At 65.3% G+C, this 20,708-nt stretch carries 28 protein-coding genes; 12 read left to right on the top strand and 16 right to left on the bottom strand.

From position 1 onward, the window contains the following. Positions 1–26: 26 nt before the first annotated feature. Together rpoH and ACP150_RS06220 are read right to left on the bottom strand one after the other, a co-directional pair. A complete protein-coding gene (rpoH, locus tag ACP150_RS06225) occupies positions 27–926 on the bottom strand; it encodes an RNA polymerase sigma factor RpoH (RefSeq protein WP_424965698.1) in 900 nt (299 codons plus the stop codon). 181 nt (positions 927–1,107) lie between these two features. Beyond that, positions 1,108–2,151, bottom strand: a complete 1,044-nt coding sequence (locus ACP150_RS06220; protein ID WP_424965697.1) for an RluA family pseudouridine synthase — start codon at positions 2,149–2,151, stop codon at positions 1,108–1,110. On the opposite strand from ACP150_RS06220, the gene ACP150_RS06215 reads away from it, so the two are divergent. Further along, positions 2,150–2,485: a DUF6476 family protein gene (locus ACP150_RS06215; protein ID WP_424965696.1), complete on the top strand. Its 336-nt coding sequence runs from the start codon at positions 2,150–2,152 to the stop codon at positions 2,483–2,485. The two genes, ACP150_RS06220 and ACP150_RS06215, sit on opposite strands and share 2 nt — an antisense overlap. 40 nt (positions 2,486–2,525) lie before the next feature. Here ACP150_RS06215 and ACP150_RS06210 read toward each other — a convergent pair whose 3' ends face one another. Further along, positions 2,526–3,236, bottom strand: a complete 711-nt coding sequence (locus ACP150_RS06210; protein ID WP_424965695.1) for an NAD-dependent deacylase — start codon at positions 3,234–3,236, stop codon at positions 2,526–2,528. A 60-nt stretch (positions 3,237–3,296) separates the two neighbouring features. On the opposite strand from ACP150_RS06210, the gene ACP150_RS06205 reads away from it, so the two are divergent. Next, entirely contained in the window at positions 3,297–3,749 is a 453-nt protein-coding gene (locus tag ACP150_RS06205) for a low molecular weight protein-tyrosine-phosphatase (RefSeq protein ID WP_424965694.1), read from the top strand. Here ACP150_RS06205 and ACP150_RS06200 read toward each other — a convergent pair. Further along, the gene (locus tag ACP150_RS06200) at positions 3,746–4,054 is read right to left on the bottom strand and encodes a hypothetical protein (RefSeq protein WP_424965693.1); all 309 of its coding nucleotides are present in this window, start codon (positions 4,052–4,054) and stop codon (positions 3,746–3,748) included. The two genes, ACP150_RS06205 and ACP150_RS06200, sit on opposite strands and share 4 nt — an antisense overlap. 145 nt (positions 4,055–4,199) lie before the next feature. Further along, positions 4,200–5,003: an ABC transporter permease gene (locus ACP150_RS06195; RefSeq protein ID WP_424965692.1), complete on the bottom strand. Its 804-nt coding sequence runs from the start codon at positions 5,001–5,003 to the stop codon at positions 4,200–4,202. A 165-nt stretch (positions 5,004–5,168) separates the two neighbouring features. Between ACP150_RS06195 and ACP150_RS06190 the strand changes: the two genes are divergently transcribed. Beyond that, positions 5,169–5,783, top strand: coding sequence for a GcrA family cell cycle regulator (locus ACP150_RS06190; protein WP_424965691.1), 615 nt, complete (start codon positions 5,169–5,171; stop codon positions 5,781–5,783). A gap of 109 nt (positions 5,784–5,892) precedes the next feature. Here ACP150_RS06190 and ACP150_RS06185 read toward each other — a convergent pair whose 3' ends face one another. Continuing rightward, on the bottom strand, positions 5,893–6,531 hold the full coding sequence (locus ACP150_RS06185) for a VPLPA-CTERM sorting domain-containing protein (RefSeq protein ID WP_424965690.1): 639 nt from the start codon (positions 6,529–6,531) through the stop codon (positions 5,893–5,895). A gap of 415 nt (positions 6,532–6,946) precedes the next feature. Between ACP150_RS06185 and rimO the strand changes: the two genes are divergently transcribed. Both rimO and cutA read left to right on the top strand, forming a co-directional pair. Continuing rightward, positions 6,947–8,317 (top strand): 30S ribosomal protein S12 methylthiotransferase RimO, encoded by a 1,371-nt coding sequence (rimO, locus tag ACP150_RS06180; RefSeq protein ID WP_424965689.1) that lies wholly within the window; start codon positions 6,947–6,949, stop codon positions 8,315–8,317. Positions 8,318–8,388: 71 nt separating this feature from the next. Beyond that, positions 8,389–8,727: a divalent-cation tolerance protein CutA gene (gene cutA, locus ACP150_RS06175; RefSeq protein ID WP_424965688.1), complete on the top strand. Its 339-nt coding sequence runs from the start codon at positions 8,389–8,391 to the stop codon at positions 8,725–8,727. On the opposite strand, the gene ACP150_RS06170 is transcribed toward cutA, so the two are convergent. The 4 genes from ACP150_RS06170 to ACP150_RS06155 form a co-directional block, all read right to left on the bottom strand. Then, positions 8,724–9,023: a hypothetical protein gene (locus ACP150_RS06170; RefSeq protein WP_424965687.1), complete on the bottom strand. Its 300-nt coding sequence runs from the start codon at positions 9,021–9,023 to the stop codon at positions 8,724–8,726. The two genes, cutA and ACP150_RS06170, sit on opposite strands and share 4 nt — an antisense overlap. 35 nt (positions 9,024–9,058) lie before the next feature. Then, positions 9,059–9,370: a DUF6455 family protein gene (locus ACP150_RS06165; RefSeq protein ID WP_424965686.1), complete on the bottom strand. Its 312-nt coding sequence runs from the start codon at positions 9,368–9,370 to the stop codon at positions 9,059–9,061. A gap of 82 nt (positions 9,371–9,452) precedes the next feature. Then, positions 9,453–9,701: a DUF6455 family protein gene (locus tag ACP150_RS06160; RefSeq protein WP_424965685.1), complete on the bottom strand. Its 249-nt coding sequence runs from the start codon at positions 9,699–9,701 to the stop codon at positions 9,453–9,455. 86 nt (positions 9,702–9,787) lie between these two features. Then, on the bottom strand, positions 9,788–10,510 hold the full coding sequence (locus ACP150_RS06155) for a M48 family metalloprotease (RefSeq protein ID WP_424965684.1): 723 nt from the start codon (positions 10,508–10,510) through the stop codon (positions 9,788–9,790). Between the two features lie 267 nt (positions 10,511–10,777). On the opposite strand from ACP150_RS06155, the gene ACP150_RS06150 reads away from it, so the two are divergent. Next, positions 10,778–11,206, top strand: coding sequence for a thiol-disulfide oxidoreductase DCC family protein (locus tag ACP150_RS06150; protein ID WP_424965683.1), 429 nt, complete (start codon positions 10,778–10,780; stop codon positions 11,204–11,206). A 9-nt stretch (positions 11,207–11,215) separates the two neighbouring features. Further along, positions 11,216–11,470, top strand: a complete 255-nt coding sequence (locus ACP150_RS06145) for a hypothetical protein (RefSeq protein ID WP_424965682.1) — start codon at positions 11,216–11,218, stop codon at positions 11,468–11,470. Between the two features lie 8 nt (positions 11,471–11,478). Here the strand turns inward: ACP150_RS06145 and ACP150_RS06140 are convergent, their stop codons facing one another. After that, complete coding sequence (locus tag ACP150_RS06140; RefSeq protein ID WP_424965681.1) at positions 11,479–11,739, bottom strand: DUF167 domain-containing protein; 261 nt, start codon at positions 11,737–11,739, stop codon at positions 11,479–11,481. Between the two features lie 118 nt (positions 11,740–11,857). Between ACP150_RS06140 and ACP150_RS06135 the strand changes: the two genes are divergently transcribed. The 3 genes from ACP150_RS06135 to ACP150_RS06125 all read left to right on the top strand — a co-directional run bounded on the left by ACP150_RS06135 (position 11,858) and on the right by ACP150_RS06125 (position 14,394). Continuing rightward, positions 11,858–13,039, top strand: a complete 1,182-nt coding sequence (locus ACP150_RS06135) for an MFS transporter (RefSeq protein WP_424965680.1) — start codon at positions 11,858–11,860, stop codon at positions 13,037–13,039. A 63-nt stretch (positions 13,040–13,102) separates the two neighbouring features. Then, positions 13,103–13,702, top strand: coding sequence for a nitroreductase family protein (locus ACP150_RS06130; RefSeq protein WP_424965679.1), 600 nt, complete (start codon positions 13,103–13,105; stop codon positions 13,700–13,702). Continuing rightward, entirely contained in the window at positions 13,699–14,394 is a 696-nt protein-coding gene (locus ACP150_RS06125) for an EI24 domain-containing protein (protein WP_424965678.1), read from the top strand. Before ACP150_RS06130 ends, ACP150_RS06125 begins: the two co-directional genes overlap by 4 nt. A 78-nt stretch (positions 14,395–14,472) precedes the next feature. Here ACP150_RS06125 and ACP150_RS06120 read toward each other — a convergent pair whose 3' ends face one another. Further along, a complete protein-coding gene (locus ACP150_RS06120; protein ID WP_424965677.1) occupies positions 14,473–14,760 on the bottom strand; it encodes a DUF1467 family protein in 288 nt (95 codons plus the stop codon). A gap of 4 nt (positions 14,761–14,764) precedes the next feature. Further along, on the bottom strand, positions 14,765–15,169 hold the full coding sequence (mce, locus tag ACP150_RS06115; RefSeq protein WP_424965676.1) for a methylmalonyl-CoA epimerase: 405 nt from the start codon (positions 15,167–15,169) through the stop codon (positions 14,765–14,767). A gap of 130 nt (positions 15,170–15,299) precedes the next feature. On the opposite strand from mce, the gene ACP150_RS06110 reads away from it, so the two are divergent. Next, positions 15,300–16,004, top strand: a complete 705-nt coding sequence (locus ACP150_RS06110; RefSeq protein ID WP_424965675.1) for a response regulator — start codon at positions 15,300–15,302, stop codon at positions 16,002–16,004. A 219-nt stretch (positions 16,005–16,223) separates the two neighbouring features. Then, the gene (locus ACP150_RS06105) at positions 16,224–16,376 is read left to right on the top strand and encodes a hypothetical protein (RefSeq protein ID WP_424965674.1); all 153 of its coding nucleotides are present in this window, start codon (positions 16,224–16,226) and stop codon (positions 16,374–16,376) included. Positions 16,377–16,415: 39 nt separating this feature from the next. On the opposite strand, the gene aspS is transcribed toward ACP150_RS06105, so the two are convergent. The 3 genes from aspS to bchE all read right to left on the bottom strand — a co-directional run bounded on the left by aspS (position 16,416) and on the right by bchE (position 20,642). After that, positions 16,416–18,188 carry an aspartate--tRNA ligase gene (gene aspS, locus ACP150_RS06100; protein WP_424965673.1) on the bottom strand — a complete coding sequence of 591 codons (1,773 nt, stop codon included), beginning with the start codon at positions 18,186–18,188 and terminating at the stop codon, positions 16,416–16,418. 172 nt (positions 18,189–18,360) lie between these two features. Then, a complete protein-coding gene (gene bchJ, locus ACP150_RS06095; RefSeq protein WP_424965672.1) occupies positions 18,361–18,987 on the bottom strand; it encodes a bacteriochlorophyll 4-vinyl reductase in 627 nt (208 codons plus the stop codon). Further along, entirely contained in the window at positions 18,987–20,642 is a 1,656-nt protein-coding gene (gene bchE / locus ACP150_RS06090; RefSeq protein WP_424965671.1) for a magnesium-protoporphyrin IX monomethyl ester anaerobic oxidative cyclase, read from the bottom strand. Before bchE ends, bchJ begins: the two co-directional genes overlap by 1 nt. Positions 20,643–20,708: the final 66 nt, after the last annotated feature.

The raw sequence follows: 20,708 nt of genomic DNA, 5'->3' as shown, positions 1-20,708 counted from the left end.
ACCGGGGCGCGGCAAGAGGGAAAGGCTCAGTCGGCGCCCGCCATCAGACCCTTGTCACGGGCGAGATCGCGCATGGCCTTCTGCAGCTTTTCGAAGGCGCGCACCTCGATCTGGCGGATCCGCTCGCGGCTGACCGAATAGACCTCGGAGAGCTCTTCGAGGGTGAAGGGTTTGTCCTCCAGCCGCCGCTTCATCAGGATGTCCTTCTCACGATCATTGAGAACTTCCATCGCCTCGGCCAGCAGTTCCCGGCGGACGGTCAGCTCGTTCTTCTCGGCCAGATCTCCGGCCTGATCCGCATCCTCATCCTCGAGCCAGTCCTGCCACTCGGTCGCGCCCTCGCCATCGGAGCCGATCATCGCGTTCAGCGAGGCATCACCCCCCGACAGACGCCGGTTCATCGAGATCACCTCGTCCTCGGTCACGTTGAGGTCATTGGCGATGCGGGCCACGTTTTCCGGGCGCAGATCACCATCCTCCAGCGCGCCGATCCGGTTTTTGGCCTTGCGCAGGTTGAAGAAGAGCTTTTTCTGGGCCGAGGTCGTGCCGAGCTTTACCAGCGACCAAGACCGCAAGATGTATTCCTGGATCGAGGCACGGATCCACCACATCGCATAGGTCGCAAGGCGGAACCCCTTTTCGGGATCGAACCGCTTGACCGCCTGCATCAGGCCGACATTCGCTTCGGAGATCACCTCGGCCTGGGGCAACCCGTAGCCGCGATAGCCCATGGCGATCTTGGCTGCGAGACGCAGATGCGAGGTCACCATCTGATGCGCCGCATCGGTGTCCTCGTGATCCACCCAGCGCTTGGCGAGCATGTATTCCTGCTCGGGCTCCAGCATGGGGAATTTGCGGATTTCCTGCAAATAACGGTTCAGGCCCTGCTCCGGGGATGGGGCTGGAAGATTGGTATATGATGCCATGGTCGCCTCCGTGTCGTCTCAGCGCGGGTAATGCCCGTCTACCGGATGATATGTTAACGGCGTGAACATTATTCAAGGGGCACGCCTTGGTGTCGAGACGCAATATGACCCGGCGGCAGGGCGAGGGCGAGCCTGTGAAACCGGATGTCACCGGGTTGTGCAGCCTTGTAACAATCGCCGGTCAGAGGCTGAGCGCGTGGACGAGATCAGCCATATCCGACGGCATCGGAGCCGCGAAGGACAGCGCTTCGCCCGTGACGGGATGGGTGAAACCAAGCGTGCGCGCGTGTAGCGCCTGACGCGGGAATTGGCCGGCAGCATCCAGCGCGGCCTTTGGAAAACTCTTTGCAGACAGCTTCTTACGGCCTCCGTAAACCGGATCTCCGATCAGGCTGTGGCCGATATGGGAGAGATGCACGCGGATCTGATGGGTGCGTCCGGTTTCCAGCCAGCAGGCCAGATGGGCCGCGCCCGCGGGGCTGCCAAACCGGGTCTCGACCCGGGCTCTGGTGACCGCGTGACGGCCCTGCCCCTCGGCCACGACCGCCTGTTTCTGGCGATCTGTGCGGTGCCGCGCAATGGCTGCGCGCAGGCACATTACCCCGCCGGGCTCGAACCGCACCATGGACAGACCGCGCAGGCGCGGATCCGAAGCCTCGGGCAAACCATAGACCAGCGCGTCATAGATCCGGTCCACGCTATGGGCCGCGAATTGCGCCGCGAGCCCCTGATGGGCGCGGTCGGATTTCGCCACGACGAGCAGGCCCGAGGTCTCCTTGTCGATCCGGTGCACGATGCCCGGGCGCCGCTCGCCGCCAATCCCCGACAGGCTTTCGCCGCAATGGTGCAGCAGGGCGTTGACCAGCGTCCCCGACGGGCTGCCCGGGGCCGGGTGAACGACCATGCCCGCCGGTTTGTTCACAACGATGAGTTCGGCATCTTCGTGAACCACCTCCAGCGGGATCGCTTCGGGCAAAATTGCGACCTCCTCCGGCGCGCCCAGCCGCAGGGTCAGCAGATCCCCCGCCGCGACCCGCGTCTTGGGGCTGGTCAGCACCTCGGCCCCGCGACGCACATCGCCCGCTTCGATCAGCTTGACGAGGCGCGAGCGCGACAGGCCGAGCCCCTCTGGCACATCCCGCGCGAGCGCCTTATCAAGTCTGGGCGGCGGGTCGGCCCGGACCTCTACCGTGATTTCCTCGCTGGCCTCAAAGGTGCCTGACATGCGCGATGACCCGTCCAATCTGAGGGCCGAACCCGGCCCGGACCTGCCGGAACCGGCCAATCTGCGGTTCCTGCGGCGGTTGGTGACCGTGTTGACGGTCGTGATGATTGCCGGGGTGGTAACGGTTATCACCCTGCTTGTCATCCGCCTGAAGGCACCCTCCGGACCTGTTTTGCCCAGCGAGATCGCCCTGCCCGACGGGATCGAGGCCGAGGCAGTGACCTTTGGCCGGGGATGGACCGCAGTGGTGGCCGGAGATGAGATCCTGATCTTTGACAGTGGCGACGGCGCGTTGCGGCAGCGGATCGCGATCACAGGCGCCGCCGCGGATTAGCGCGCAGGGCGCGCTGCCTTCGGCGAGGATATTTGAAGACTTAAGACGGGGCGCGGTCGGCGCCCGAGAGCTCTGCGACCCAGGCCGGGACGATATCCGTGGCAGGGCCATACCGCGCATCCGAGAAGAGCGCGCTGCCAGATGAAGGCTCGAGATTGAGCTCGAGTGTGGGGATGCCGGCAACGCGCGCCTCCTGTACCAATCCCGCGGCGGGGTAGACCTCCCCGCTGGTGCCGATGGAGACGAAGAGATCGGCGCGGAACAGGGCATCCTCGATGGCGTCCATGTGATAGGGGATCTCGCCGAACCAGACGATATCCGGGCGCGTGGCCGAGCGGTTGCACGCCGGGCACGGATCCTCGGGCGCCATGGTGCGGGGCGCGTCCCAGCGATGCCCGCATCCCGCACAAAGCGCCCGGGTGAGCTGCCCATGCATGTGGATCACATCGTGCGCGCCCGCCCTCTCCAGCAGGTCATCGACATTCTGGGTGACGAGCGTCACCTCCAGACCTGCCCGCGCCTGCAACGCGGCGAGCGCGTGATGCGCGGCGTTCGGCAGGGCCTCAAGGCAGTTGGCCCGCCGCGCGTTGTAGAAGCCATGCACCTTGGCGGGGTCCGCTGCGAAGCCCTCGGGGGTGGCGACCTCGCTCAGATCATACTGGGTCCAAAGCCCATCCGTGTCGCGGAATGTGCCGAGCCCGCTCTCGGCCGACAGCCCTGCGCCGCTGAGAATGACAATCCGCTTGGGCATGGCCGCCCCCTTCGCTACCCTGACTGCGAACCAGCAAAAGGGCGCGGCGCGCGATTGTCCATGAGTGTTTCCATCCTCTTCGTCTGTCTTGGCAATATCTGTCGCTCTCCGACGGCGGAGGGGGTGTTTCGCCATCTGGCCGAAGAGGCTGGCGCCGATGTCACCTGCGACAGTGCCGGGACCTCGAACTGGCATGTGGGCGGTCCGCCCGACGGGCGTGCGGTGGCCGAGGCCCGCCGTCGCGGCATCGATCTGACCGGACTGCGGGCGCGGCAGGTCACGCCGGAGGATTTCACCCGGTTCGACCTGATCTATGGGATGGATCGCAGCAATATCGCCAAGCTCGAGGCCCTGCGCCCAGCCGGGAACGGGACACCGGTCGCCTTGTTTCTCAGCGAGTGCCGCGGACCGGGGCCGGGCGAGGTGCCCGATCCCTATTATGAAGACAACTTCGCGGCCGTGTTCGACATGCTCTCGGAGGCGTCGCGCGGATTGCTGGCGCGTCTGGCTTAGCCGCAGGCGTTCTGCGCGACCGAGCCGAATTCGCGGTAGCGATCCCAGAACTTCTCATCCGAGGTGCGGTCCGACTGCCGGATCTCCTGCGCGCGGTGAGGTTCGGCAAAGAACTTTGCCGCCTTGCGCTGGTCCGAACCGCTCAGCGTCATATTCGCGATGTTCTGAATACAGCCGCAGAGCGCGCCATTGGCCGCGCGTCGTCCTGACGACAGGCATGCCCGCTCAATCGAGCCTGCCTGTGCCGCTGTGCTGCTCAGGGACAGTGCGGTGACACCTGTCACGCTGCCCAGAGCCAAAGTCATGCATAGTCCAAGTAGTGCCGTGCGCATTCTGCTCACCTGCCATTATGTTGCTCTGCCTCGCACCGGGAGCCGACCTTGGGGTTCTGATACCTCCCGGAAGCTTAAGATTAGCTTGATTTGCAGGAAATCTCAATCGGTCTGGCGATCACGGTTTCAACCGGTAGCCCGACCGGAAAAAGGCCCAGCAGGTCAGCAGGATCGCAACCGCGACGCTGGCGCAGACCGCAAGACCAAGCCAGGGCGAGCTGTCCGACACGCCGAGCACACCGTAGCGCACCCCATCGATCATGTAGAACATCGGGTTGATATGGCTGAGGGTCTGCATCACGGGTGGCAGCGCCTCCAGCGAATAGAACGTCCCCGACAGGAAGCTGAGCGGTGTGATCACGAAATTGGTGATGGCGGCCATCTGGTCGAATTTGTTCGCATAGATCGCCGCGATCATCCCGAGCCCGCCCAGCACCGTTGCCCCGAGCAGCACGAAGACCAGCACCCAGAGCGGGTGCGCCACGCTGATCCCCAGCATCAGCACCATGGCCAGCAGGATCACCACGCCCACGAGCAGCCCGCGTCCGATGCCGCCGATGATGTAGCCCGCCACGAGCTCTGCCGCCGAGAGGGGGGGCATCAGCGTGTCGACGATATTGCCCTGCACCTTGGCGACCATGATCGAGCTGGAGGTATTGGCAAAGGCGTTCTGGATCACCGTCATCATCAGGATGCCCGGTGCGAGGAAATGCATGAAGGGCACGCCCATCACCTCGCCGCGCCGGGGGCCGATGGCCAGGTTGAAGATCAGGATGAACAGCCCCGCCGTGACCAGCGGCCCCGCGACGGTCTGGGTCCAGACGGCCATGAATCGACGCATCTCGCGTTCGGCCAGGGTGGCCACGCCAAGCCAGTTCACACGGCCAAATCGGCGGGTGCCCATATCAGGTGTCGTCTTCATCGGGGTCCTTTCTGCGCGCCGGATCAACGTCGCGTTGCGGTTGCAGGTCGCGGGTCCTTGTATCCTCGGATGCGGTGGCTAAAATAGAGGGAGATTGGAAAACTCCAAGGGGCGGGGTTGGGTCATTCGGCCCGACCCCGTCCTTTGTGCATACCCGAGGTGGCTATGTCCTGGACTGACGAGCGCGTTGAAATTCTCAAGACGATGTGGGGCGAAGGCAAAAGCGCCAGCCAAATCGCAAAAGAGCTGGGCGGTGTGACGCGCAATGCGGTGATCGGCAAGGTGCACCGTCTGGGCCTGTCGAACCGCAATGGCGGCGGCGGCAGTGCCGCGAGCAAGCCCGCGGATCCCGCGCCGCGCGAGACGGCCGAGGCCGCACCAAAGCCTGCCAAGCCCGCGCCCAAGGCCCCCACGCCGGAGCCTGCCAATGCCGCCCCCAAGGCGGAACCTGCGGCACGACCCGCCGCGGCCGAGGCCCCTGCCGCCCCGGTGCCGCCGCGCCGGACCATCGTGCCTGCAGGGCAGCCCCTGCCGCCGCAACCTTCGGCCAACGAGATCAGCCCGGAGGCCCTGGCCTCGGTCCGCGAGGTCGAGAAGAAAGCCAAGAAGCTGACCCTGATGGAGCTGACCGAGCGGACCTGCAAATGGCCGATCGGGGATCCCGCTACGGAAGAGTTCTGGTTCTGTGGCCTGCCGGTGCAGGCGGGCAAGCCCTATTGCGAGGCCCATGTGGGCGTGGCGTTCCAGCCTATGTCCTCGCGCCGGGATCGCCGTCGCTGACACGACGGCGCGGACGCGCACCTGTATCAGGACATGAAAAAAGGCGCCCCGCGAGGCGCCTTTTCTTTTGCAGGCATCGGTGGCCCTTGCGGGCCACCTTTGGTCCGGATCAGGCAGACTTGCGGCGACGCGCAGCGGCACCCAGCCCACCGATCCCGGCCAGCAGGAGCAGCGCCGGCGCCGGAAGCGGCACGGCAGAGACCTGGATGTTGTCGATGGCCCCGGACTGGTTGCCAAAGTCAAAGGTGATCTCGGTGACGTTGAAGAAACTCGTCGTCACTTCGGCAAACTGGCGGTCCGCCGCCACGTTCACCATCACGCTGTCGCCCTGGTCCGTGGACACGGTCAAGGTCACATCGTCATAGGCCTCGAACCCCAGCAGGTTTACCGCAGAATCGAAGGCAAAGGTGATCGAGCCACCGGCGCCTTCGTCATCGGGATCGGAGCTGTCGCCGTCTTCGGAAATGATCAGCACGTTGCCCGGGTTGCTGACGCCCCCCATCCCGTCGGTGAACGGCGCCGCAAGGTCACCGTCATCGCCGGAGAAGTTGCGCGTATCGAAGATCATCGCCACGTCGAAGGACCCGTTGCTGTCAACGGTGATGTCATAGCCAACGCCATCCACTTCGAGATCCGTCAGACCGGTGAGCACGTCACCTGCGCTGAACTCTTCGAAGCCGATTTCGGCGGCATGGGCGCCGGAGGCCGCAAGAACGGCACCGACGATCGCGGTCGTGAGAAATTTCATTACTGTCTCCACTCATACTACACTTGCTGTCTTTATGAAGATTTGCGGAGAAATCGAAATAAAATATTCGTTGGTTGGTTACCCGGACAAAACCTGCCTCCGCCTTGGGCAGTTCGGCGTTGGCGCCCTGCGCCCCGCCAGAGCCAAGCCTCTGAAACGACGCCGATAAAATTGGTTAATCCTGCTTTTCCGGCAAGGCCGCATCGAGGGTTTCTGCAATGGACGACAATCGAACCGGATCGAGACAATCGTTCGCTCGATCCCATTCTTTCCGTGCATTGCCCGAATCCCCGCACGAATTCGGGGGGTGATCCACCATGGCCCGGCAGCCCAAACCGGTTTTTCGCGGCTCGCTGAGCCCCCCGTGCCCGCGGAAGCCCTTCCCGACCGGAGCCGACCGGCATATATCCCCCGCATGACCCAGAACCCGCCAGACCTCCGCCCGGACCTCGCCCCTGCCATGCGGCTCGATGCTGCGGCGCGCCCCGGCCAACCCACCATCGGCATGGTCAGCCTCGGCTGCCCCAAGGCGCTGGTGGATAGCGAGCGGATCCTGACGCGTCTGCGGGCCGAGGGCTATGCGATCAGCCCGGACTATAACGGGGCCGAAGCGGTGATCGTGAACACCTGCGGCTTTCTGGACAGCGCCAAGGCCGAGAGCCTCGAGGCGATTGGCGAAGCGCTCAACGAGAATGGCCGCGTGATCGTCACGGGGTGTCTCGGTGCGGAGCCCGACTACATCACCGGGCACCATCCCAGTGTTCTGGCGGTCACGGGGCCTCATCAATATGAGCAGGTGCTGGACGCCGTGCACAAGGCCGTCCCGCCCAGCCCGGATCCCTTCGTCGATCTGCTACCGGCTTCGGGTGTGAGCCTGACACCGCGCCATTTCAGCTATCTGAAGATCTCGGAGGGCTGCAATCACAAGTGCAAGTTCTGCATCATCCCGGATATGCGCGGCAAGCTGGCGAGCCGCCCGGCCCATGCGGTGCTGCGCGAGGCCGAGAAGCTGGTCGAGGCCGGGGTGCGCGAGCTTCTGGTGATCAGCCAGGACACCTCGGCCTACGGCGTGGATATCCGCCATACGGAGGATCGCGGGCACCGCGCCCATATCACCGATCTCGCCCGGGATCTGGGGTCGCTCGGGGCCTGGGTCCGGCTGCACTATGTCTATCCCTACCCCCATGTGCGCGACCTGATCCCGCTGATGGCCGAGGGGCTGGTGCTGCCCTATCTGGACATCCCCTTCCAGCATGCGCATCCCGATACCCTGCGCCGGATGGCCCGTCCGGCGGCCGCTGCCCGGACCCTCGACGAGATCGCCGCGTGGCGCGAGATCTGCCCCGACATCACCCTGCGCTCGACCTTCATCGTCGGCTATCCCGGCGAGACCGAGGCAGAGTTCCAAACCCTGCTCGACTGGCTGGGCGAGGCACAGCTCGACCGGGTCGGCTGCTTTCAATACGAGAATGTGGAGGGCGCGCGCTCCAACGCGTTGCCCGATCACGTCCCCGCCGAGGTCAAGCAGGAGCGGTGGGAGCGGTTCATGCAAACCGCCCAGGCGATCTCGGAAGCCAAGCTGGCCGCCAAGGTCGGTCAGCGGCTCGAGGTGATCGTGGACGAGGTGGATGCGGAGGCCGCGACCTGCCGGACCAAGGCGGATGCGCCCGAGATCGACGGGAACCTCTTCATCGATGAAGGCTTCGAGAGCCTGAGCCCCGGCGACATCCTGACGGTCGAGGTTGAGGAAGCCTCGGACTACGATCTCTGGGGGCGCCCGATCTAGGCCCCCGTCCCGGCCCCGACTGACCCGCTGCGTGCCCCGGGCGCGTGGCCCGACCCTGACCGGAGGCGCAGATGCCCGAGACCGAGAGACCTGCCGACACGCCGCTTTATCTATCAGTGACTTGCCCGGAGGAAGAGACCGCCCGCATGCTGGCGCGGCGCGCGCTCTCGGCGCGGCTGGTGGCCTGCGCGAATATCCTGCCCGGCTTGTCGAGCCTCTACTGGTGGCAAGGCACGCTCTGCGAGGACAGCGAGGTATTGCTGAGCTTCAAGACGCTGGAGCAGCACCGCCCGGCCCTTGTCGCGCTGTTGACCCAGGGCCATCCCTATGACCTGCCCGCGATCACCTGGACCGAGGAGGGCATGTCCGAGGCTCTGGCCGACTGGATCCGGGGCGAGACCAGCGCCTAGCGCTGGGGCACGCTGAAGAGCGTGTAGCCCCCGAGGGTCGCGACCACGAAGCCGCCGGTCTCGGCGGTAAACGCCTCGGCTTCGGGACTGCCCAGAGGGCAACCGACCAGATCCGCCGCATCAGAAAGATAAGTATTGGTTTCGTCCGTCTCGCCCACGCGCTGGCACGGGTCCTCGGCGCTGCGATAACCGCCAAAAAGCGGCAGTTCCGTGTCCGGCGCGGGGATCGGTTGCGTGCTGCACGCCGCCAGCAAAAGAGCCGCACCGCCCAGATACAGGAACGCGTTGGATGCCATGATCGATCCTCCCGGTGACCCGAAGACCGCCTCGGTCAGGCGATCTTCTTCTTCAACTCCGCCATCCGTGCCTGATTGAGGCACGTGTCCGGAGCGCTGTCGGATGTCTGACCCACGATGTCAAGCCAGCGGTGGCACCCCTCGGCCCAGGCGCAGCCCCGGCAGCGCGTGACCATCGCGGCCCAGTCCTTCTGGTCGAGCACGCCCTGATGCATCGCCTCGGCCAGATCCAGCCCCGAGGTCTTGGCCATCCGCTGGATCAGCCAGAAATGCTCGGTCGTATCGCCAAGCTTTTGCGGACAGGGCGACTCCTGGGTGGAATGAGCGAGTGTGAGCGTGGCAGTCATGTGCGGATCCCCATGGTGGATCGCCCGGGCTATCCCGGGCGGGCGTCTGCGCGCCTTGATACGGTGCGGCGTGGCGGGTGCGCTACTGGAGTTTCTCGAAAGTCTCGCGGTTCACGCAGTAGCTCGGCGCGGTCTCCAGCGTCGATGTCGCCGCCAGAAGGCGTTTGCAGGATTCCGGATTGGTGCAGTTGGTGCAGCGCAAGACGAGATCCGGGATCAGGTCCGGCGGGATGTCCCCGCGCAGCACGGATTCCTCGAGATCAACACCCACACGGTCCGCCATACGGTCCACAAGGCTGGCATGTTTGCGAAGAACGCGGTCGTTTTGCATGTTGTCAGACTCCTGTCATTGACCGAAGTCTGACCGTTCGCGCCCCGCCGGGCCTTGAGCCAGATCAAACTGGCCCCCGATGCGCCCTAAAGCGTGGCCGCGACCTGCCGAACGACCTCGATCCGGGCCTGATTGGGCGGGTGACTGCCCAGAAACTGGTCGCCCGGGTCTGGAATGCGGGTGAAGAACATCGCGCCGCGCAAGGGATCATAGCCCGCCGCATCCGCGATCACGGTGCCCAGCGCATCGGCCTCAAGCTCATTTTGCTTGCTATAGGTCCGCGCCCCGACAAAGGCCCCGGCCTGGGTGGCCTGTTCCACCGCGGCCTGCCGCACCGAGTCCGAGGCACCCGATGTGGCCAAAGAGGCCAGCGCCCCGAACACCACCGCGCCAAGCCCCGCATTCGCCTGAGTCTGGGCCAGATGCCCGGCGATGTGATGGGCCGCCTCATGCCCCATGACAAAGGCCAGTTCGTCCTGATTGCGCGCCTCGGCAATCAGCGCGACGGTGAAGACGATCAGCGGATTGCCCTCATCATCAAGCGTGTGAAAGGCGTTCACCGGTTGGCCGGGCCGCGTATCCACCTGGATCAGGAAATCGCAATTGGTGTTCCGGGTCCGGCTGCGACACTGAGCTTCGGCCACGGGTTCCACCCGGCGCATCACCGCATCGAAATTGGCCACGGCCTGATCCACGGACAGACGACTGGGCGCATCCACCGCCTGTGGCGCAGGCGCCCGCGACGAGGACGGCGCCACGCTGCACCCCGCCAGAGCCAAAATCGTCAGGATCCCGAAGACACGCACCATGTTGGCCTCCCATTCGCATACTCGTCTGCCTAAATAGGCATTTCACCGCGCAACGCCAGCACGACACGCGGTCTCTTGCCGGTTTCCTCCCCGCATTATGGCGTGGCCATAGGGGGATTCGGCGACAATTCTGCGAGATCTCGTCGATTTTGCACGCTCGCGCGCAGATACATCGCGACGCGCTACACAGCCCCGATTGCCCGGTACAGGGCGACCTTGGCCCCCTGCCCATGCGACCTAGATCCTGCGGAGAACGGAGATCCCCAGATGCCAGACACCGCGCCGCAAACCCCGCCCTCCTCTTCCGAGACGGCGGTGCTCTATAACAAGGAATGCGCCGTATGCCGGTTCGAAATCACGCAGTATGAGCGCTACTCCGAGGATAAGGATCTGGCCATTGGGTTTGAGGACTTGAACCAGACGGATCTCAATCCCTGGGGCCTGACCCAGGATCAAGCGGCGCGGAGGCTCTATCTGCGCAAGGATGGCGTCTTGCTCAGCGGTGTCCCCGCCTTTCTGGTCTTGTGGGCCGACATGCCCCGGTATCGCTGGCTCGCGCGGCTCGTCGGCTTGCCTGGGATCCGTCAGGCCGCCTGCTTGATTTATGATCACGTGCTTGCGCCAATTTTGTATCACCGCCAGCGCCATCGTTATGCAGGTGCAGAAAAATCTGGAAATGAACCGGGGCGGCAGTAGGGTTGAGACATGTTTACAATCGAACACGACTTTGATTCGACGATCGTGACCCTGGTGGATGAGGGCAATGCGCCCCTGACCGAAGACGTCGTGGTCCATGCGTTCGAGGAATGCGTCACGATTGAACAATACGACCCCCGGACCGAAGAGACCCTGCGCATCACCCTGTCGATCTCGCAGCTGAACGACCTTGGCGCGGCGCTGGATCTGCCCGAAGGGGTCTACCGGCTCAAGCGCAGTGAGACCAAGCGCCAGAACGCCTGACCTGCGCGCTACTCCGCCTGAATTTCAAAGACCTTGATGCGATGGGACTGGCCCTGCACGAGCCGGAGCCGTCCCGGCGCGATCCCCAGCGCCTTGGCCAGAAGCCGCGCCACGGCCGCGTTCGCCCGCCCCTTTTCCGGCGCGGCGGTCACCCGCACGCGGATCGGGTCGGTGCCGGGATCTATCCCTGCACGCTTGGACCGGGGCACGGCCTTGACCGTCAGGCGCGCGCCAGGTTGCGCAAGATGAGATAGATCAGGCTCGGACATGCCCCCTGCCTGCGCGAAACCCCGGATGTGACGCAAGGTTTCAGCGGCGTGATGCGCTGAATTGACAAGGCCGGCCGCGCGCGGCCTACAGTCCGCCTGCCCAATCCGGAGTTTCCCGATGCGCCCCGCCCTCCATGCCGTCCTGGCCCTGTTTTTGCTGAACGGCGCCCTCTTCGGGAGCTGGGCGGCACGGATTCCCGCCTTCAAGGAACGCTTCGCCCTCAGCCCCGACGCGCTGGGGCTGCTCCTGCTTTGTCTGGCGGGGGGCGCGATCCTCGCCTTCCCCGCCGCCGGGCGCGTGATCGACCGGCAAGGGACCGCGCAGCTGAGCAAGATCCTCGCCGTGGCCTATTGCCTTGCCCTGCCCCTGTTGGCGGTGGCCCCGGACCCGATCACGCTGGCTGCGGCGCTGCTGATCTTCGGGGCCTGTTTCGGTGCAATGGATGTGGCCATGAACGCCTGGGGGGCCGAAGTCGAGAGCGCGCGGGGCAAGCCGCTGCTGCCGCAGCTCCACGCGGTGTTCAGCCTCGGCGCGGGGCTGGGGGCGGCGGGGGGCGCGCTGGCCGTTGCCGCCGGGTTGGGACCGCTCGGGCATTTCGCGCTAGTTGCGCTGGTCCTCGGGCTGGCGACGGTGCCTTTCGCCCTGCGGGGGCCGGAGGGCGCGCGGCCCGCTGCCCCTGCGGAACCTGCGGCCAAGCCTGCGCGCGGGCCGATCCTGCCGACCGGGACGCTTCTGCTTGTGGGGTTGATTGCCGGGGCGACCGGGCTCAGCGAGGCCGCCGTCGCGGATTGGAGCGCGGTCTACCTGCGGATCGTCACCGACGCGCCCCCGGCTCTGGCAGCCTTGGGCTTCGCGGCCTTCTCGACGACCATGGTCATCGTGCGCATGAGCGGTGGCTGGATTGTCGCGCGGCTGGGCGCGGTGCTGGCCACACGTCTCTCGGGGATTTGCCTTGCCCTTGGCACGACGCTCGTGGTTTTCGGTGCAGGAAGCCTGACCGTGCTCGCGGGCTTTGCGGTGCTGGGCTGCGGCGCGGCCCTTGTGATGCCGCTGGCCTTTGCCCGGGCGGCGGCGGACACCCGCGTGGCGCCGGGGACCGCCATCGCGCAGGTCGCCCTGATCGGGTATGGTGGCCTTCTGCTGGGCCCGCCCCTGATCGGCTTTATCGCCGCGCGCAGCGACTACCCCACCGCGTTCCTGCTGCTGCTCGCGCTCGGGCTGCTGGTGGCGGTTCTCGCCCCCGCGCTCCGCCCCCCCCTTGAAGCGGCGCGCGAAAACCCCGAGGTAACGAGGGAGTGAGCGCGCCCCAGCGTCCCAGCCCAAGCCCAATTCACGCCGACAATCCGACCGAGAAAGCCCCCTATGACCAGTTCCGCCCTGCCCCCGCTGACCCCGCGCCCCGAGGTGATGGAGTTCCTGCTCACGCGCCGCTCGCGCCCCGCCAAGACCTTGCGCGCGCCCTATCCGGACCGGGCGACGATCGAGACCTTTCTGACCGCCGCCGCACGCACGCCGGATCACGGCAAGCTCGAGCCCTGGCGCTTCGTGGTGCTGCAGGGGGCGGCTCTTGCACGAATGGCCGCCCTGACGGAAACACGCGGCACGGCCCTGGGACAGGCACCCGAGAAGATCGCCAAGGCGAAAGCCGCCTTCGCGGATGCGGGCTGCGTTGTCGCCGTGATCGCGGCCCCCAAAGCCTCGGACAAGATCCCGGCTTATGAACAGGACCTCTCGGCGGGCGCGGCCTGTCTCGCGCTGGTGAATGCGGCGCTGGCGTCGGGCTGGGGGGCCAATTGGCTCACCGGGTTTGTCGCCCATGATGCCAGCTTCGGGATCGAGGGGTTGGGCCTTGCCCCGACAGAGCGGGTGGCGGGCTTCATCCATCTCGGGACCGAAACCGTCGCGCCCCCCGAACGGCCCCGCCCCGATATCACCGCGCTCACACAGTGGGTGGACGCATGATCCCGCTGATCTATTCCAAGGCCATCGCCCAGCTGCCCGATCCGGCCTTTCGGCGCGTCTTGCTGATCGGGATCGGGGCGACCGTCGGGCTTCTGGTGGCCATCACCTGGCTCTTCACGCTGCTGCTGGGCTGGCTTGTCCCCGATGCCCTGACCCTGCCCTTCGTGGGCGAGGTGACATGGCTCGACGATCTGGCCTCAGGACTTGGCATCCTGAGCATGCTCGGCCTGTCGGTCTTCCTGATGGTGCCCGTGGCCTCGGCCTTCACCGGTCTGTTTCTCGAAGATATCGCCGACGCGGTGGAGGCGCGGCACTATCCGGGACTGGGTCAGCCGCCCAAGGTGCCCTTCGCGGAGGCCCTGCGCGACACGTTCGGGTTTCTCGGGGTGCTGGTGGTGGCGAACATGGCCGCCCTGGTGCTCTATTTGATGTTCATCCCGCTCGCGCCGCTGATCTTCTGGGGGCTGAACGGCTTCCTGCTCGGCCGGGAATACTTTCAGGTCACAGCCATGCGGCGGCTCGGACGCGAGGGGGCCGCACAGATGCGCAAGCGCCATATGCTCAAGATCTGGATCGCGGGGGTGCCCATGGCGATGGTGCTGTCTCTGCCACTGATCAACCTGATCATCCCGGTGATCGGCGCGGCGGCCTTCACCCATCTCTATCACAGACTGGCCGCGCAGGAGGTCTGATCCCCTGCCATCATCCCGGCATGAAAATAGCCTCGGCCCATCGCGGTGCCGAGGCTTTCGCATGTCCGCAGGTCTGGCTTACTCCAGCCGCTCCAACCCGCCGCCGAAGCGGTTGAACAGGTCGAAATCATCCACCGTGATATAGCCTGCGACGATGACATAGACCAAGGGGACCCAGATCACGACTGCGACGATCGAGGTGATCTTGACCTTGCGCCGCATGTCGATCCGCGCCGGAGCGCCCGCAGGCGTGCCCATGGTGACCCGGCCCTCATCGCCCTGAGTCTTCATCCGGATCGGCAGGACGATGAACAGGGTCATGAACCAGATGACGGCCAGAAGGACGAGTGCCGAGGTGATTTGCATGGGGTCAGACCTGCTCGAGCTCGACCAGGGTGCCGTTGAAATCCTTGGGGTGCAGGAAGAGGACAGGCTTGCCATGGGCGCCGATCTTGGGCTCGCCGGTGCCCAGCACCCGCGCGCCTTCGGCGCTCAACTTGTCGCGGGCGGCGAGGATGTCGTCGACCTCGTAGCAGATATGGTGAATGCCGCCCGAGGGGTTCTTTTCCAGGAACCCGGCAATCGGAGAGCCCTCGCCCAGCGGGTAAAGCAGCTCGATCTTGGTGTTCGGCAGTTCGATGAACACCACCGTCACCCCATGATCGGGCTCATCCTGGGGCGCGCCGACCTTGGCGCCCAAAGTGTTGGCGTATTGCGCCGAGGCGGCTTCAAGATCCGGGACGGCGATGGCAACATGGTTAAGGCGACCGATCATAACTGGCTCCAACTGTGACTGGTTTGGCGCGGTTATGGCCTGTCACCCCCTTGTGAGCAAGGCGCAGAGGGTCGCGTTTACCTCTCATTAGGGAAGGTGACGCAGTCTGAAGAGAGATTCGGAGGACCCAATGGACGATACAGCTGCCCTGCTCTCCGCTGCGCCCAGACCGACAGCCGCGCGTCCCCTGTTGGGGGTGACCATCCTGCTGGTCGAAGACAGCCGCTACGCATCCGAGGCGATGCGCCTCTTGTGCCTGCGCTCCGGCGCGCGATTGCGCCGTGCCGATTGTCTGGCCTCGGCCCGCCGCCACCTGCGCATGTACTGCCCGACCGTGGCGATCGTCGATCTCGGCCTGCCCGATGGCGCTGGCGAAGACCTGATCGCGGAACTGGCTCAGGCGCAGCCCCGCCTGCCCGCGATCCTCGGCTTCAGTGGCGAGCTGTCGGGCGAGGACTGCGCGATTGCCGCGGGCGCCGACGGCTTTCTCGCCAAGCCCCTGACCCGCATCGCCGAATTTCAGGCCGCCGTGCTGGCCCATCTGCCAAAGGACGCGCAGCCCAAGGGCCCGCGCGCGATGACCGAAACCGAGATCTGCCCGGATACGCTGGCCCTGCAGGATGATCTGGCCCATGCCCAGGACCTGCTGCTGGATGAGGATGACCCGATCCAGCGGGCCTATTCGGCGCAGTTTCTCCATGGTCTGGCCGTGGCGGCCAAGGATACTCCGCTCGCCGAAGCCGCCAAGGCGCTGGCCGCCCAAGGGGATCGGGACAGCCTGAGCGCCGTGCGCGCCATGCTCGAAGACCGAATCGCCACACGCGTCGCGATCTAGGAACCTGCCTCGCAATCAAGCGCTTACAGCGCAAACTTGTCACACTTGCGACACACCTGTGTCACGAGACGGCCCAATCCTTGCCTCACGGGTCGCTTTTCGAGCTGTCCGCGGTAAGCAGAACACTCGAAGGCAACGACCTCGAGCAGTCAATAAGGGAACACCCCGATGCCCAAACGCTGGAACACCGCCCGTTCAGCGTCCCGGACAGATCGGCCCATGGCCACTGTCGGGGCGAATATCATCCTGGGACTCGCCATGCTGGCCGCGATCCTGATCGGGACGTCTGATTTCTCAATCCGGTCGATCACGTCCGATCTCGGCACCACCGAGGACGTGCAGGGCACCCTCGTGCCGCACGGCGCCGATTGAGCCCCCGAAGGGGCCCCTGTCGGCGCCCCGCGCCCGGCATCAGTCCTGCGGGATGACCCGCAGGGACAGGTCGCGCAACTGCTCGCCCGTGGGTTCGGAAGGGGCACCCATCATCAGATCCTCGGCGCGCTGGTTCATGGGGAACATGATCACCTCGCGGATATTGGCCTCATCGGCCAACAGCATAACGATCCGGTCGATCCCGGCCGCGCAGCCCCCGTGGGGTGGCGCGCCGTACTTGAACGCATTGACCATACCGCCGAACCGCTTTTCGACCTCATCGCTGCCATAGCCCGCGATCTCGAAGGCCTTGTACATGATCTCGAGCTTGTGGTTCCGGATCGCACCGGAGACGAGCTCATAGCCGTTGCAGGCCAGATCATACTGATAGCCGAGCACCTCGAGCGGGTCGCCATCCAGCGCCGCCATCCCGCCTTGCGGCATGGAGAACGGGTTGTGCGAGAAGTCGATCCGCCCCTCGTCATCGGCCTCGTACATCGGGAAATCCACGATCCAGGCAAAGGCGAAGCGGTCCTTGTCTACGAGGTTCAGTTCCTCGCCGATCACCGTGCGGGCGCGGCCTGCGACCCCTTCGAAGGTTGCGGGCTTGCCCCCGAGGAAGAAGGCGGCATCGCCCACCTCGAGCCCCAGCTGCTGGCGGATCGCCTCGGTCCGCTCGGGGCCGATATTCTTGGCCAGAGGGCCGGCGGCTTCCATGCCGTTGCCCTGATCACGCCAGAAGATATAGCCCATACCGGGCAGGCCCTGTTCCTGAGCAAACTTGTTCATCCGGTCGCAGAACTTGCGCGAGCCGCCCGTGGGGGCGGGGATCGCGCGGATCTCGGTGCCGTCCTGTTCCAGCAGCTTGGCGAAGATCGCAAAGCCAGAGCCCGCGAAATGCTCGGACACGATCTGCATCTTGATCGGGTTGCGCAGGTCCGGCTTGTCGGTGCCAAACCACAGGGCGCTGTCGCGGTAAGAGATCTGCGGCCAGTCCGTGTCCACCTTGCGGCCGCCGCCGAACTCTTCGAAGAGGCCCGCGATCACCGGCTGGATCGTGTCGAACACGTCCTGCTGATCGACAAAGCTCATCTCCAGATCGAGCTGGTAGAAATCCGTGGGCGAGCGGTCCGCGCGCGGGTCCTCGTCGCGGAAACAGGGCGCGATCTGGAAATACTTGTCGAAGCCACCGACCATGGTGAGCTGCTTGAACTGCTGCGGGGCCTGCGGGAGGGCGTAGAACTTGCCCGGATGCAGGCGCGAGGGCACGAGGAAGTCGCGCGCGCCTTCGGGGCTGGAGGCGGTGATGATCGGCGTCTGGAACTCGTTGAAGTCGATATCCCACATCCGCTTGCGGATCGAGCGCACAACGTTGGAGCGCAGGATGATGTTCTCATGCAGGCTCTCGCGGCGCAGGTCGAGGAAGCGGTATTTCAAGCGCGTCTCCTCGGGGTAATCCTGATCGCCGAAGACCGGCAGGGGCAGCTCGTCGGCGGTGCCCAGCACTTCGAGATCGCGCACGAAAACCTCGACCTCGCCCGTGGGGATCTTGGGGTTGATCAGGCTTTCGTCCCGTGCCTTCACCGTCCCGTCGATCCGGATGCACCACTCGGAGCGGACCTTTTCGACCTCGGCAAAGACCGGGCTGTCCGGGTCGCAGAGGACCTGGGTCATGCCGTAATGGTCGCGCAGATCGATGAAGAGCACGCCGCCATGATCTCGCACCCGGTGGACCCAGCCCGACAGGCGCACGGTCGCGCCGACATCGGCTTTGGTGAGGGCGGCGCAGGTATGGGTACGAAAGGCGTGCATGGGGGTCCCCGGAACTCAGATGGCTGATCTGGGGCCATACATATCAGGGGCGGTTGGGTGTCAAGCGGTACGGGCCGCGCCCTTTGGATCCGGCGGACGCGCTTCTGCGCGGGCGGGAGCCTCCGGCGGGGATATTTGGAGACTTAAGATGGGGGGCGTTGCGCCATGCTGGTCAGGTGCCCGAGCGGGTCAGCATGATCCGACAGGCCCCGTCACCGCAGGCACAGCAGGTGGTCTCGCGGGCCATGTAGTCCGAAGCAACGAGGCGCCGGAACAGGGTTTCGAACACGGCCACGTGCCAGAAACAGATCGGGTGCCGGGCCTGCTCACCCCGCACGATGGGGTTGTCCGCGATCTCGACCATGATCGGTCGGGTCGAGACGACCCGGAAACCGCCCGAGCCCGCGAAGGTCCAGGCATGTCGGGCGATCGAGCGCAGTAGCAGGTGCGCCGCGGGGCGTGCGGGCAGCAATTTCAACAGCCAGACCACCGGCCTCGGGATGCGGCGCGCTATGATGTAGTTCGCGGTCGCCTCCCCCGCGGCCCAGGCCAGACGCGGGGCATCCGCGGGTCGGTCCCGGCGCAGGGCCTGATGGAGCCGGGCCACGGGGCGTTCGTCGATCATGCCCGTATCCGGCGGCAGATCGAACAAGCCCGCCAGCGCCAGCACATGGGCCGCGAGCTTTGGCCCGCCCTCCTCCTCGAGCACAGCGAGGAGCTGGTGCACCGCATTCGGGCCGATCCGCGCCTTGGTGTCCGGCGGTGACCAGTCCGAAGTCAGGCGGGTATCGAGCGGCATCACACATCTTCCATTTGCTGAGTTCCCCCGCCGCAGGCCTTGATCGGTGTGCGACCTTCCCTGTCCGCGTCGGGCGGGTCGGGCAGCTTGAAGGAGGTGTCGAGCGCCTTGCGACGCGCCCGGGCCTGGCTGGCGCGATCCGCAGCGGCCTCCCAGTCATCGGTCTGGGCCTTGGCGATCTTGCGGGTCCGGTCGAAGTTGAAATTCACCTTCTCCTTCGATTGCGGCCCCCAGTAATTGGCCTTGCCGAGGTCGTAGAATTTTCGCTCGAACCCGGCCTTCAGGAAGGCCTTGAGGCAGCCGAGCAGGTATTTCCGGCGATAGCCCGTGCCGCGCCAGGGATAGTGGAACAGCGCCTTTTGCATGTAGAAGCGGCGGTAATTCTTCATCACCCCATCCAGCAGCTCGCCGCGCGTCATCTGGTCCGGGGCCATGATCGGGGTGACGAAATTGTATTTCGAGAAGTCGAAGATCTCGACCTTGTCGCCCAGTTCCTGGAAGAGCGGTGTGAAGGGCCAGGGGGTATACATCGCCCAATTGGCCAGATCCGGCTGCCAGTCCCAAGCCATCCGGTAGGTTTCCTCCAGCGTCTCGGGCGTCTCATTGTCCAGCCCGACGATGAACTGCGCCTCGACGAAGATATCGGCCTCGCGCAGCAGGCGGATCGCCTCCTTGTTCTCGGAGACCTTGGTCTCCTTGTTGAACTGATCGAGCTTGAGCTGGGCTGCCGCCTCGGTGCCGAGGCTGACATGGACGAGCCCCGCTTTGCGGTAGAGCGGCAAAAGCTCCTTGTCCCGCATGATATCCGTCACGCGGGTGTTGATGCCCCACTGGATCCGGTCCGGCAGATCGCGCGCGATGAGTTCCTCGCAGAACTGGATGAATTTGCGCCGGTTGATGGTCGGCTCCTCATCCGCGAGGATGAAGAAGCCCACACCGTGGTCGTTCACCAGCCGTTCGATCTCATCCACCACCTTCAGCGGGTCGCGCACGCGGTAATCCCGCCAGAACTTCCACTGCGAGCAGAACGAGCAGGTGAACGGACAGCCGCGCGCCATGTTCGGGATCGCGACTTTCACGCCGAGGGGGACGTAGATGTATTTGTCCCATTCCAGCAGCGACCAGTCCGGGTCGATGCCATCCAGATCCTTGACCGTGCTCGCCGCCTGAGTCGCGACGATCTTGTCCTCCTCGCGAAAGGCGAGCCCCTTGATCTTGCGCTGATCCTGGGGCCAGCGTCCCTCAGCGACGCAACGGGCCAGTTCGGTCATGATCTCTTCGCCCTCGCCGCGGACGATCACCTCGACCTCCGGAGCCTCGGAGAGGACCTGTTTATACATGAAAGTGCCATGGATCCCTCCCAGGACGCGCAGGGCATCCGGGCAGGCCTCGGAGGCGATTTTCAGAACCTTTTCCGCCTCGTAGATCGCCGGCGTGATGGCCGTGGTGCCCACGATATCGGGCTGCAGTTCGGCCAGACGGGCGCGCAGGGCCTCCTCCGGCATGTCATTGGTCATCGCGTCAAGGAAATAGATATCGTCAAAGCCCGCCGCCTTGAGCGACCCGGCGAGATAGGCCACCCAGGCCGGGGGCCAGTTGCCGGCGATCTCGGCGCCGCCGGAATGGTAGTTGGGATGAACGAACACAATGCGCATGAGACCCTCCGCTGCCTTTGGCGTAGGGTGGCATTTATTGTGTCAACTTTCCTTGACGCACATCAA

The sequence above is a fragment of the Dinoroseobacter sp. S375 genome (assembly GCF_049800775.1).
In the GTDB taxonomy this organism is placed as follows: domain Bacteria; phylum Pseudomonadota; class Alphaproteobacteria; order Rhodobacterales; family Rhodobacteraceae; genus Dinoroseobacter.
Note: the sequence above shows the minus strand (reverse complement) of the source record. Positions and strands in the feature narration are given on the sequence as shown.